The organism is Arthrobacter sp. OV608, from assembly GCA_900110595.1.
Classification (GTDB): domain Bacteria; phylum Actinomycetota; class Actinomycetes; order Actinomycetales; family Micrococcaceae; genus Arthrobacter.
In genome coordinates, this window is the sequence record FOEZ01000002.1 from 214,009 (window position 1) to 226,448 (window position 12,440).

General features: G+C 59.9%; 11 protein-coding genes. 5 read left to right on the forward strand and 6 right to left on the reverse strand.

Features of this window, described 5'->3' with window-relative positions; translation table 11 throughout:
• Positions 1–24: 24 nt before the first annotated feature.
• The gene (locus BMX78_RS03770) at positions 25–834 is read right to left on the reverse strand and encodes a hypothetical protein (RefSeq protein WP_139204865.1); all 810 of its coding nucleotides are present in this window, start codon (positions 832–834) and stop codon (positions 25–27) included.
• A gap of 952 nt (positions 835–1,786) precedes the next feature.
• On the opposite strand from BMX78_RS03770, the gene BMX78_RS03775 reads away from it, so the two are divergent.
• Positions 1,787–2,569 carry a response regulator transcription factor gene (locus BMX78_RS03775; RefSeq protein WP_091416577.1) on the forward strand — a complete coding sequence of 261 codons (783 nt, stop codon included), beginning with the start codon at positions 1,787–1,789 and terminating at the stop codon, positions 2,567–2,569.
• 280 nt (positions 2,570–2,849) lie between these two features.
• Here the strand turns inward: BMX78_RS03775 and BMX78_RS03780 are convergent, their stop codons facing one another.
• Positions 2,850–3,326, reverse strand: a complete 477-nt coding sequence (locus BMX78_RS03780; RefSeq protein WP_139204866.1) for a hypothetical protein — start codon at positions 3,324–3,326, stop codon at positions 2,850–2,852.
• 148 nt (positions 3,327–3,474) lie between these two features.
• Between BMX78_RS03780 and BMX78_RS03785 the strand changes: the two genes are divergently transcribed.
• The gene (locus BMX78_RS03785) at positions 3,475–3,702 is read left to right on the forward strand and encodes a hypothetical protein (protein WP_139204867.1); all 228 of its coding nucleotides are present in this window, start codon (positions 3,475–3,477) and stop codon (positions 3,700–3,702) included.
• A gap of 331 nt (positions 3,703–4,033) precedes the next feature.
• Here the strand turns inward: BMX78_RS03785 and BMX78_RS03790 are convergent, their stop codons facing one another.
• From BMX78_RS03790 to BMX78_RS03805, 4 genes are all read right to left on the reverse strand, one after another.
• A complete protein-coding gene (locus BMX78_RS03790) occupies positions 4,034–4,717 on the reverse strand; it encodes a hypothetical protein (protein WP_139204868.1) in 684 nt (227 codons plus the stop codon).
• Positions 4,718–4,757: 40 nt separating this feature from the next.
• Positions 4,758–7,214 (reverse strand): sensor domain-containing protein, encoded by a 2,457-nt coding sequence (locus BMX78_RS03795; RefSeq protein ID WP_091417084.1) that lies wholly within the window; start codon positions 7,212–7,214, stop codon positions 4,758–4,760.
• An 87-nt stretch (positions 7,215–7,301) separates the two neighbouring features.
• Positions 7,302–8,390, reverse strand: coding sequence for an EAL domain-containing protein (locus tag BMX78_RS03800; RefSeq protein ID WP_091416588.1), 1,089 nt, complete (start codon positions 8,388–8,390; stop codon positions 7,302–7,304).
• A 343-nt stretch (positions 8,391–8,733) separates the two neighbouring features.
• A complete protein-coding gene (locus tag BMX78_RS03805; protein ID WP_091416591.1) occupies positions 8,734–9,240 on the reverse strand; it encodes an SRPBCC family protein in 507 nt (168 codons plus the stop codon).
• Positions 9,241–9,595: 355 nt separating this feature from the next.
• Here BMX78_RS03805 and BMX78_RS03810 point away from each other — a divergent pair, with 355 nt between their 5' ends.
• From BMX78_RS03810 to BMX78_RS03820, 3 genes are all read left to right on the forward strand, one after another.
• Positions 9,596–10,990, forward strand: coding sequence for a sensor domain-containing phosphodiesterase (locus tag BMX78_RS03810; RefSeq protein WP_170850674.1), 1,395 nt, complete (start codon positions 9,596–9,598; stop codon positions 10,988–10,990).
• A gap of 209 nt (positions 10,991–11,199) precedes the next feature.
• Entirely contained in the window at positions 11,200–11,742 is a 543-nt protein-coding gene (locus BMX78_RS03815) for an alternate-type signal peptide domain-containing protein (protein ID WP_091417087.1), read from the forward strand.
• Positions 11,743–11,828: 86 nt separating this feature from the next.
• On the forward strand, positions 11,829–12,437 hold the full coding sequence (locus BMX78_RS03820) for a hypothetical protein (RefSeq protein WP_139204869.1): 609 nt from the start codon (positions 11,829–11,831) through the stop codon (positions 12,435–12,437).
• The last annotated feature ends 3 nt before the right edge of the window (positions 12,438–12,440 follow it).

Sequence of the window (12,440 nt, forward strand, 5' to 3'; positions counted from 1 at the left end):
TTCCATTGCTGGATGTCTCAACTCTTAGCCTCCTGGAACGAATTCGACTCGATATTCCGGATTTTCTTCCAGGATGATTGCCACACCGCTCTCACGCCGCCAGCCTTCGGGAAGAAGAAAGAATTTGTCAGCGCTCCTGGTGACAAACTTCAATCCCGTGTATTTGAAGTGATATTTCGCGTCCGGGTCCGGAATCCTGTCCTCCCGGACCGGGCCCGCCAGAGCCAGTGAGTGGACGCTGTAAACAACCACGGAGGGGCGTTTGGCCAGCTCTCGTTCATATTCGCGGGACCTGCCTGTACCCAGCGCTGCGGCGTAGAGCGAGCAGGCCCAGAACAACGCCAGAACCACCAGCAGCACAGTGCACACGTAGCCGAGTTTCTCCCACATGGGCAGATATCTGAGCCTTTGGCCGCTTGGTGTGGCCAGCCTCCGAAGGACCCAAAAGGCGTAGGCGCTGACCGCAACGCCGCTGCCCAGGGCAACCGGTTCGAAGAGGAAAGGCGTAACGAAAGGAGGTTCCTCAAACATTACCCACACGCCGAGCGTGGTGACAAGAACGCCGCCGGAGAGGACTATCCACGCCCCGAAGAGAATGTATCTGTGTACGCCGGTCCGGCCAACTATGTTGAGTGTAAGGGCGTGAATTCCAATACAAACCACACTGATGAGAAGAATGGTTATCGCAGGCACGATGATCGCGTCGGCGCTTCGCAGCAGATAGTCCACGGTGGAGTATTCGAGAATACTTTGATCTATGCCGAAATATGCGGTGCGGGTAGCCGTCATGGTCCAGCCGAACCAAAATGCCAGCGCGGTGGCGACAGTGGTCAAGGGCGCAATAATGGCAAACCACTGAATTATTGAGTGGCTGAGATCCACTCCCGTCGTGGGAGCTGAAGGCGACTTCCGCCAGACAGTGTTGAGCCGGGTTGCTGCAGGCAGGGGCGATCCACGGCTGCGCTGCGCGTCCGGCCGGCGTCCCGGAACCCTGCCCGAGTTCACTCTTGCTCCTCATGCCTGGTAGGCATTTCGCATTTGCTCACACAGGCCGTTACTAGGGCGTTACTGCGTGAGATTTAGTGATAAATGGCGTGTTTTCGCGGAGCTAAAAGTCATCGGGCACTACGCTTGGCTTGCTCACGAAGAAGGACCCCCTCGTCTTCCATTGCGCCCTTGATTCTCGAAGGTCACTGTCCGCATGCCTTTCAGCAGAGCGACGGAAACGCCCTTTGAACCCACAACCTCAGGCCAATGAGGTCCCGGCCCCGCCCACGCATATCGACTGGAGGTAGGCGCTTTGGGCATGCGCTGCTAAGAAGTGGTGCCGCTCAACTATTAGCGGTGAAGGCAGCGATGATGACGGTTGCGGTCAGGACTGCCAGAACGGCGAGTATGAGGTAGCCGAGCCATTTCGGTCGTTGTCGATGAGGGTTTATATCGATGTACGGCATCGTCTATTGCTCCCGGTTTGAGAGGGCAGCATTTTTTCGCGTTGTCCGCCGTATCAGGATTAGGTGGGCGGTAAAAGCGAGGACAAGTGATGATCCGAGGAAGACCAGCAGACCGGTCAGATAGTGGACAAAATCCAAGAAAGGCGCCTTTCATAGGCCATTTTCGCTGATCCTAGCGCGAGGAGGAGTAGGTTACACAGTCAAGCTCAAAGTATGCCGTTAGGATCCTCAAGACTTAATCAAGCTTTTCTGCCTGTTCCTTGTACCTTAGGGGTGGGCTTGTATACCGGCTGGCGCTGGGCCAGTGCGGAGTCAACCGAAACGGGAGGGCCGTGGGCGACCTGGGTGTGGCTGTAATCATCGAAGATGACCTGGATCTGCGCAATCTCGTGGAGGGGGTCTTCCTTCAATCCGGCTTTATCGTGCACACGGCGGAGGACGGCCGACATGGTGTGGAGGTGGTGCGGGACAAGCGGCCCGATGTGGTGACCCTGGATGTCGGGCTGCCTGATATTGACGGCTTCGAGGTGCTGCGAAGGATTCGCCGGTTCAGCAACGCGTATGTCGTGATGCTAACGGGAAGGACCGAGGAACCTGATCTGCTGGCCGCTCTTCAGGGCGGCGCGGATGATTACATCACCAAGCCGTTCCGGCCCCGGGAAATGCGGGCACGTGTCGCGGCGATGATGCGCAGGCCAAGAACCACAAACGTTGAACCCGAGGAAGACCCGCAGCCGCTGCCGCCCGCGCCCCTGGCTGTTACCGGCGGCCCGGTCCTCGACCATGACGGGTTGACGTTGAACCCCAGGACCCGTATCGCCACGCTGGGAGGGGCGCCGCTGCAGTTGACGCGGAGCGAATTCGACCTTCTGCACGAGCTGCTCCGCGCTTCCGGTGCCGTCCTCTCACGCGCTGACCTCATTCGGGCGGTCCGGGGGAACAATTACCCCGAGGATGCTTATATCAGCGACTCCGATGAGCGCGCGGTCGAGGTGCATATCGGTAATCTTCGCCGGAAGCTCCGGGACGATCCCGAATCGCCGCGGTGGCTGCAAACGGTCCGAGGCGCCGGTTACCGGCTGGCCGCCCGCCGGCTTCCGGACGCGCCGGCCTGACCCGTCTAGGTTGTGACAAGCTCTATCCCCGGTGCTGGAGATACTGTGCCCCAAAGTTTTCAACCTGCAGCCCGCCCATGAACATCAGTTCCCGGACGGATCCGCAACGCCGATCAATTGCCTGCGGAGCTCCTGCCGTACCTCCAGCCCGTCCGGAAGGAAACCTCCAACGTCCGGCAAGTCCGCGCCGGGAGGCAGGGTCTCCCCGAACTAGCAGTAGAACAGGCGATGACGGACAGGCTCTGGCCGCAGCTTCCCCCTACGCCCAGACACGCCTGCGTCAGTACTGTCGGGCGAGCTGGCGGGCGCGGAGCATTGCTTGATGCGCTGCCTTTGCCGGGCGGGCCCGCCCGGCAGTGCGGTAGAGATCGTGCGCCCACTCGAATTCGGCAGCGGCGTCGCGGTATCTGGCTTCATCGAAGAGGCGACGGCCGATTTGATGTCGCACCAGGGCTTCCCGAATGGTTGTGCCGGCCATCCGCAACGCTTCTTCATGCAGCTTGGCGGCTTTATGCCACCTGTACTGCCGCTGGTAGGCATGCGCGAGAACCAGCAGGGGCCTGAACCGGTCCTGGGAGTGAGACAGCAGCAGCCTACCTTCCGCCACGGCTTCCTGAACGCGTCCGAGCATCGAAAGAATCCACACACGTTCAAGTTCCGTGCAGTCATCAAGCCTGCTCTCGATCATGGCCCGGTTCAGGACAACGTCACGAAGGGTGGCAGGATCCACCCGCCAGGCCTCCACTTCGATATCCAATGACACACCCTTATTCCCACGACAGCCACGAGATGGCCGTGGGCAATGCTGCCATGGCAGATGCCCTCCGGCCGCTACCATGTTCTCACGGGCAATCCGGGTAGTCCTTTACCTCCAAGCCTGCTGTCTTATCCGGAAGGGAATCCTGATGGAAGAAGAGCTTCACCACGAGGCAGTTGATGACGCCGCCAACACCATGCTCAATGGGCTTCTGCTCCGCCTTGAAGGAGTCATCGGTGACGTCCGGGGCACGACGGACGGGATGCCCCACTTCCTTGTTGAAGCTCGGCTGAGGGAAGCACTCCAGACCCGACTACCTGCCATCACTTTCACACCCGGCGACATCAGCGCCTGGGCGTTAGGGTTCTCCAGTTGAAATACCTTGGGAGGAATATTGCCGGCACGGGCTCCCGGTGAATTCCAACCCTGTTGCCTTCATGCGGACATCTTGATGGAAACTTGAGGTACAGAAGCAAAGATTGGAGGCGAGTGTCCGTTGAGCAGTCGGCGGCAACTTCAATTGCACTCTGGAACTCAAGTTCCTTTTGCCGCAGTTTTGAATTTGATTGTCTATTCGACATTCAAATTACGCGGTCCTATTGTGCTACTGGGAAGCCCGTCGATCCCCCATCGACGGGCTTCTCTTTGATAATTTCCGGCACGGCAAACGCTGCCGCTATTCCGAAAAACCATGCGACGGTAGAGGACTAGCACCCCTGGTTCTCGCTGGTCAGTTTCTCGTCACTCCACTGCTCAACTCGCCAATAGGCTGTGAAACGCGGTGTTCGTCTTCTTCGCTGTGAAGCCGTGAAATCCGAGTCTGCAGCGTCAAGAAATTCGGGGAACTCCCAACCGCTGATAATTTCCGGAGTCTGGTCCGACAACCAGGAACGCAGGCGGGCAAGAACTGGTTCCGTTGCCATCTCAACCATGCCCTCCACCACGGCGATGAGGCCCGTGAACTGCTCGGCCAGGGCCAACGGCATCGGATGGATGAGCGACAGACCCAACACATCAACCCCCTTTCCCTGACTGTCCAGGAATGCCACGGGAAGCGGAAGGCTCAAATTTGATTGAGAGTGCGCGATGGTCGTGTTCCGATACTTCCTAATGACGCCGTGAACAGCCTGGAGAGCGGCAGGGATCGGCGGAACCCCCGGCATTTCATCAATGCGCTTGCGGACATTGGAGAGAATGAATGGGCGGACATAGGCGGTCACCGCGTGTGAGGTGAGGGGCATCCACAACTCGGACCCCTCACCGGCGCTCAGGGCGCAGCCGAGGGCATGGGAGGCCTCCGAAAGATCGCTGGCATGGCTGGTAAGGTCAGCCAACAACCTCGTATCGGGCGTGTCAGGCAGAGCAGCCATGGGCGGCCGGGAGATCGTCAAAGCAGTAACTGCTCCTCTTCAATGAGATAAGAATCAGGCGTCACAGCGGCTGTTGTGCCGGTTTCCGTAACCTTCCGTTCAACCACGCCGGGACGCGTTCTGAGGGAATCGGTTTGCTCCAGAGGTAACCCTGGGCCCGGGTCACGCCCATCCGCCGGAGTTCATTGAGCTGGGAGAGGGTTTCAACGCCTTCGGCGATGACGTCGAGTTTGAGGCTTTTCGCCATACCCACGACGAGTTCGATGACTGTGCCCCCGTGGGGGTCATCTCCGAGTTCCTGAATGAAGGTCCGGTCGACTTTCAACGTCCGGGCGGAAAGCCACTTGAGATAACTCAGCGACGAGTAGCCGGTTCCGAAGTCATCGATGGAAAGGCCAACACCCAGACGCGCAAGACGCTGCAGGGTTTCCCTGGGCAGGTCCGGCTCGTCCATGAGAACCGTTTCTGTCACTTCCAGATGTACCGCTGCCGGATCTATGCCGGAGACCAGGATTGCCGCCTCCACGATGTCCGGGAAATCCTGCGCCACCAGCTGACGCCCAGAGATGTTCACCGCCGCCGAGAGATTCGCGGCCCCCTCCACTTGGTCACGCCACTGCTGAACCTGGCGCAGGGTTTCCTGAAGGACCCAGGCGCCAACCGGAACGATCAGGCCCGTCTCCTCCGCGACGGGAATGAACGTGTCCGGGGGTATCATGCCATGGTCGGGGTGGTCCCAACGCAGGAGCGCCTCGAACCCGAGCGGGGTCTCCGTGACCAGGTTGATGATCGGCTGGTAGTCCAGGCGCATTTCCCCCCGGTCCAAGGCCAGCCGCAGGTCAGATTCCAGGTCCAACCGCCCGGTGGCCCGTCGAGTCATCCTAGAGTGGTAGACCACGGACGCATCACCGCCGGCCGATTTCGCCCGGTACATCGCGGTATCCGCACCGCCGAGCATGGACTCTGCTGTGTCCTCGGGTCCGGCCAGGGCGATGCCGACGCTGACGTTGAGGAAAATCTTCCGCTCTTCGACCTCAAACGGCGCCCTGATGCATTCCCGCACGCGCCTTGCCAAGACCTGAGCGGCGCGCATGCCCTTGTTCTCGCAGACGATGATGAATTCATCACCCCCGAAGCGACCCACGGTGTCGCCCGCGCTGACGGCCTTCATCAGACGTTCACCAAGGAGCATCAGGATCGTGTCCCCGCCACTATGGCCTATGCCATCATTGACCAGTTTGAACCGGTCGATGTCAACGAACATCACCGCCGGACGCGAACCGTGGTCAAGGAAGTCCTGAAGTACCTCGGTAATCAGGTACCTGTTGGGCAACCCGGTCAGGGCGTCATGACGGGCCTGCCACTCCAGGACCTGCTCGGCCTTCTTACGATCGGTAATGTCCAGGACCGTGTCCAGGAACTCCAGGGGCTTCCCCTCCGGATCATCCACGCTTCGAATTCTCGAATGCATCCACCGCTGCCCTCCATCAGGTCTGACAATTCGATACTCGATGTCCGCGAATCCCGAACCCGCGTACAAGCTCCGCCACACCTGCCGAACCCGGTCCCTATCCTCAGGGTGGGTCCGCGCCAACATCCATTCCCGTGACAAAGAATCTTTGGACCCCAGACCCACGATGCGGGCGAACTCTTCCGAATGCCACGTGGCTCCTGTAGCGACCGAATACTCCAGGCTGCCCACATGTGCCATCTCCTGGGCTGCCAGCAGCCGGCGGCGTTCCGCGGCAGCTTCTGACCGCAACCGTTTGATTTCGGTGATGTCCCTGGCGATTCCGGAAGCTCCAGCCAGATTCCCGTCCTGCCCGTACACCGGGGACACCGTCAGTTCCACATCGATGAATGACCCGTCCTTACGCCGCCACCGTGCTTCCAGGCCGGGGACGAAGACGCCGCTGCGGATCCGTTCAGCCACGCGCTCATCGGCGTCCTCTTGCGCCCGGGTCGTGAAGAGATCAGGCCTTCGCCCGACTGCTTCCCGCGCGCTCCAGCCGAGCATCCTGACAGCGCCCGCATTCCAGCTGGTGATATTTCCATCCATGTCAGCGCCAATAATCGCATCCCCGGAGGACTCGACCATCGCTGAGAGCCGGCGCAGCATAGCCTCAGTATATTTCCGGTCGGTAATGTCCTTCGAAATGGCCACGATGTCCACCGGCACGGTATGCCGGCCCCTGATCGGGCTGATGGTTCCATGGACCGGGAACTCCCTGCCGGCCCGGTCCCGCACCCAGAATTCGCCCGACCAGTCCTTGCCAAGGGCTACCCGCTCGGCGATTTCCTCACCCGTCGGCCCCGGCCCAGCTGTCTGAAAATGACCGACGACACCCAGATCAAGGGGCGTCTTTCCCAGCACCTCGGAGGCAGCGAACCCGTATAAACGCTCTGAAGCGCGGTTCCAGTAAGTAACCCGCCATTTGCTGTCCATCCCGATCACAGACTGGCCGATCTCATCGAGCAGCAGTGACTGCGTTAACAGGTCATCCTGTCCTTGCGCCATTTGCTCCCCTCGAGTTGTCCCCGATCCGGCCCACTCGTTCATCGCTTCAGTTGCTGCCGGCTGACGGCGGAGCGCGCTGGACTGTCACTATGTCTCAACGGTCACCCCTGCGTTCGGTTGGATCACCCACGATGACCAGTCCAGCGGATGCACCGACGGCCGGCCCATCAAGTAGCCTTGGCCTGCAGTCAGGCCAGCGTCAATCACCGCCGCAAGTTCGGTTTGTGTTTCGATACCTTCGGCCGCCAGGACGGCCCCAACCTCCCGGGCCAGGCCGACGACGGCCGGCTCATCTGGATCTGGTCCCTCGAGGATCCCATCGATGAATGTACGATCGAGTTTAATGATGTCGGGTTGAAGGCTAAGAATCCGTTCCGCAGGGGTGAAGCCCGATCCGGAACCATCGACCGCTACCCGCAATCCCATTCGACGCAGTGGTTTCACCCACCGGATGATCCAGTCCCACTGCTTGTCAGTTGCCTGGCCCCGGAGTTCAATGACGATCTTGTCCATCGCCAATCCGGAGTTCTGGAGCAGGTCCTGAACTCGGGTTTCAATCAAAGTTGCGGGAGTCAGGTTGAATGCGACGAAGAGGTGGGAAGGCACCATCCGCCCCGCTGCTACGGCGCATTGCAGTGCTGCTATCTCCAATTCGAGGCCAAGGCCTACGGCGTCGGCTTCCCGGAACCAAATGTCGGCGTCGGCCCCGTCGCTGCTGACAAAGCGTGTGAGGGCTTCAACGCCGGCGACTCTTCCTTCCGTTAATTCATGGATCGGCTGGAACGCCGTCAGCAACAACCTGCTGCCCAGGACCGACTCGATCCTCTTCGTCATTCCGGGATCCTGAGTGCCATGAATAACTAGACGACCGGCAGGGGCCCGGCCCGCGCCGCCAGGAAGAGATTGCTGCCCGGTGCCGTGCTTCCGCGTCCCGATCAGATGCTCAAGAAACGCTCGTTCGGGGTTGTCCGGATATGAGGCCAGAAGCTTCCGCAGCTGCACTCTGGCCCATTCGCCCGCCGGATCAGGGTCAGAGAGGACATCGTCAATCAGCTCCATCACCTGAGAACGCAGCGAAATATTCTCTGCCGCCTGTGGCGTCGAATCAGGTCCCCCCAGGCCCGGCATTTCTTCTGCGCCGGTGAACGCTGGGAGAGCGAACTCATCCCTAGACATCGGCTATTCCTTTTTTGGTTTGGAGGCGCCGGCTGAGCCCGGCACCTTGGCCTAATCCGCACTTCTCTCTCATAGAATTTGCAAGCGCAGCATCAGCTTGAACAAAGAATACAACCAGAAAGAATCAAAATTCCCTTATTGTCTGCATTATTGTCCGGCAGCAGGACTTTGGCCCGGCCGATCACGGTCTCCAGTGCCGTGTCAGGGACAGTGCTGCAATGAACTAAACGAGAGTAATGACCGAAATTTTGTCTGTTCTTACCCGAACCTGAAAACTGGGCCATCAGCTTTAGGCACCTGTCATTTCACGGGACGCAAGCAGGCAAAGCCGTCGTGAAGAGCATCAGATGCCCACCTGTGACTGCTCAAGGAATACTTTTACCCGCTCGACGTACTGTCGGCAAAAGTGCTTGTAGTGCCGCTCATATTGCTCGAAACATCCGGCCGCGTCGCCCGGCAAGGTGAAGTATTGGCCATGTTCGAGCAGCGTCGTCGCACCGTCGTCACCGATCTGCAGGCTTGTTCGCCCCCGTGCTGCCGGATCGTCGCCACCCACGGACCTCGTTACAGCAAGTTCGTGTGGGATCTCCTGCACGACTTCCAATGCTGAGACATGTTCCACGCCGTCGAGCACGGAAATGAAAATCTGGAGTTCACCGGCCCCCTCATGCCCAGGAGCCGTGAAACCGCGAACAACATCAGGGGACAGGAAAACACTGTTTTCGGGCGGCTTGATGAAATCCCAGACCTGCTGGCGGGAGGCATTAATGACGGTCACCGCGGAGACATAGTGGATGGAGTCTGCAACTGCAGGCGCCGTCGCCTTCTGACGTTCAAACCAAGGACCCATGGTTGGAATTCTTTCATTACGAGCGGTGACAACAAAGCAGCAGAACAAACATTGGCAGCATTTCCAGAAGCAATCTTGGGCCCAAACCATCACATCTGGCTGAAACGGGCCGGAAGCATGACGGGCGTTGACGTGGCACTATGTAAGCTCTTAGCAGTAGTTTTGGTCTCCGGGGGGAACCATGGCTCCAATCAGCAGCCACAGCAATCGGTCTTTTCGCAACGTTCCGATGCCTCTGCGCATTCAACCGAAGACCGCTAGCACTGGACCGAAACGGGAACCACCTGAGGCGCCACTGATGCTGGGGCCCACAAGGGGCGGTCGACCCCACGGGGCGAAGGAACATTTGTCCCCCATGACAGTTCCTGACGGGCTGGCACCCTGGTCGTGGCCGTTCATGTCGCGATGGTGGATGTTGTATTCGTGTTCCTTGGCCGGGGTGGTCCTCGCACTTGCCTTGCCGGCGGTCGTGATCAGGGAGCCTTGGGGCATGGGTGTGCTGGCAGTTGGGGTATTGCTGGTGGCAGGTTACTTGGTGTGGGCATTGCTGCGTAGGCAGAGCCGGGCACGCTCCAACGCCTCCAGAACGTCCCGCCTTCTGGGTGCTGTGCTTGCCACCAGCAGGGAATGGTTGTGGACGATAGGCCCGGATGGCCGGTTCACCTTCTCCGGTCCGATGGCCCGCGAACTTATCGGGTATGAGCCCTCCGAAATCGTGGGCCGGCACTTCAGTCATTTTATTGAACCTCATGACCTGGCCCAGGCCCTGCAGAACAGGGCGAGCTTGGAGGCTCCTGACGCATCATGGTCCGGTCTCGTGACCGTCTGCCGACACCGGGACGGCGGACGGGTCCTCGTTGAGGTCTCGGGCAGGCCAATCCTTGACGGTCAGGGGCAAGTTTGTGGCTTCGAGGGCACCACCCGTGCCCTGGATGTACCTGAGGCCACTGCCGTTGCGGCCGAAGAAGCCCGCGCCGGAGTTGCAGCCATGCTCACCTCCCGAACTCTCCTGACAGCGTTCCAACCCATCCGTGCGCTGGACACCGGCAGGGTCATTGGGGCCGAGGCGCTGACCAGGTTCCTGAGTGCTGAGGATCCCGGGATTTCACCGGAGGCATGGTTTGTTGAAGCCGCCTCTGTCGGGCTGGGAGTGGACCTGGAAATCGTTGCACTGCAATCGGCCCTGTCCGCCGCAGCGTCACTACCGGAAGATCTCTATGTGGCGGTCAATCTTTCACCCCGTGCCTGTCTTGATAGCCGGGTAACCGGCGTATTGCAGACCTGTGGCCTTCCCTTGGGCCGGATCGTGCTGGAGTTGACCGAGCATCATGAAGTGACCGACTACGGTCAACTCGGGGAAGCCCTGACACCGCTACGTTGCGGGGGCTTAAAGGTGGCAATAGATGATGCCGGTGCCGGGTTCGCGTCAATGCGCCACATCGTCGAACTGAAGCCGGAGCTGATCAAGCTCGACCGGGAGGTCATCGCGGGAATCAACGCTGATGCCGGTCTGAGAGCTTTGGGTGCGGCGATGGTCGGCTTCGCGGCAGAGATCGGCGCTTCCCTGATCGCCGAAGGAATCGAAACCGAAGCTGAACTGGCTACAGTACGCGATTTGGGCATGACCGCAGCCCAGGGCTATATGCTGGGCCGGCCCACCGTCGCTGTCGAGGAATGGAACCGGTGGTCCGGGCTTGGCGCAAACAACACCCCCTCCAGTCAGTCAAGAGAGCAACCCAATCTTCCGTAGCCAACGCTGCCACTCGGCTTCCAAAGAGGCCTGGCTGTGGCGCTGAGAGCACGGGTTTTCTTCTTTAATCGCTGATTCCGCAGGTTTTCCCTTGATTTTTCCTGAGACTTTCCTTGGTAAGTACCGCCGGGAAACCTGTGAAACGTGCACCAGCATGATGTGTATCCGGAAATTCCGTAACTTTTGAGGGGACAAGTACTTTGAACAAAATGACTAAGGGCGCCATCGTTACCGCTGCAGGCGTGATGTTGCTGATCGGTGGCGGCGGCACTTTGGCCGTATGGAATGTCCAGCAGAACGCCGAGGTCGGCACCATTGCATCGGGTGATCTCAACCTGGTCGCAAGCGAAGGCGTGTGGACAGTTGCAGCGGCGGATGGTCCCATCACCATTCCCAACATCAATAACTACCAGATAGTCCCCGGGGACACGCTCACCTACACCCAGACCGTAGACATCACCCTGGACGGTGACAACATCGCAGCCAACCTGTCAGTCGTGAACCCGGCCGGCGTCAACACCAACTTCGCCCAGGGCACCTACACCACTTCCCCCGTCACTCTGGTCAAGGACGGCGAGGAAATCGCCAACCCGTTGGACGAGAATGACGACGTCACCAACGCCGTCGCTTCGGTGACCTTCGATTTCCTGGAGTCAACGGACGGCCGGGATAGCGTTGATGCGACCTACGACTTCAGTGCCGTCGCGTTCAAGCTTGACCAGATCGCGCCCGCAAATCCCGTAGTACCGTAGCCCTGACCGGGCAGCAGTAAGGCAAGTGCCCGCGGAGTCTTATGGCTCCGCGGGCACCGGCGTGGAATGAGATGACGGGAGGAACTGTGCCGAGACGCCCAATACGGGCAGCGAAAGGGGCAGCCCTGCTTGCTGCGGGGGTTGCCCTGGGTTTGACCGCCGTCGGAGGTTCCTACGCATTGTGGAACAAGCTGGTCCCCGCGGGCACCGGCACGGTGCGTTCGGCGGACTTCCTCATCACGCTGACCGGGTCGAACAACACCGGCACGTACAACATGGTCCTTGCGGACGGCACTCCCGCGACCGTTGCACTCAGCAGTGCCGCAGCGCCACTGGATCAACTATTCCCGGACACACCGGTGTATGCGGGGGTGTCGGTAGGAAACGCGACTGCCGCCGGTTCCGCATTCACCGTGAAGGCAACGCTCCCGCAACCGGCCCTGATCACCGACAACGGCCCGGGAACTGGCCTTGCTCAGTACATGTCGGTCCAGTCAGCGGCGGCAACGGACTTGACTCAGTGTCCGACGCTGCCAGCAGACGCCTACAAGGACTCCTTCCCCGGCGTTCTCATCCCCAAGGGCGGATCCGCCGTGATCTGTTTCAAGATCCAACTCACCGCGGCCGCACCCTCCGCTTTGCAGGGGCAGTCCGCGTCCATTGCAGTTCCGTTGTTCGTAAACCAGATCTCGTAGGAG

Excerpts from the sequence above, each read along its gene's own strand:
- BMX78_RS03785 (WP_139204867.1), top strand. The coding sequence starts at position 3,475 with ATGGAAGAAGAGCTTCACCACGAGGCAGTTGATGACGCCGCCAACACC.
- BMX78_RS03810 (WP_170850674.1), top strand. The coding sequence starts at position 9,596 with ATGACAGTTCCTGACGGGCTGGCACCCTGGTCGTGGCCGTTCATGTCG.
- BMX78_RS03805 (WP_091416591.1), bottom strand. The coding sequence starts at position 9,240 with ATGGGTCCTTGGTTTGAACGTCAGAAGGCGACGGCGCCTGCAGTTGCA.
- BMX78_RS03795 (WP_091417084.1), bottom strand. The coding sequence starts at position 7,214 with ATGGCGCAAGGACAGGATGACCTGTTAACGCAGTCACTGCTGCTCGAT.
- BMX78_RS03800 (WP_091416588.1), bottom strand. The coding sequence starts at position 8,390 with ATGTCTAGGGATGAGTTCGCTCTCCCAGCGTTCACCGGCGCAGAAGAA.
- BMX78_RS03815 (WP_091417087.1), top strand. The coding sequence starts at position 11,200 with ATGACTAAGGGCGCCATCGTTACCGCTGCAGGCGTGATGTTGCTGATC.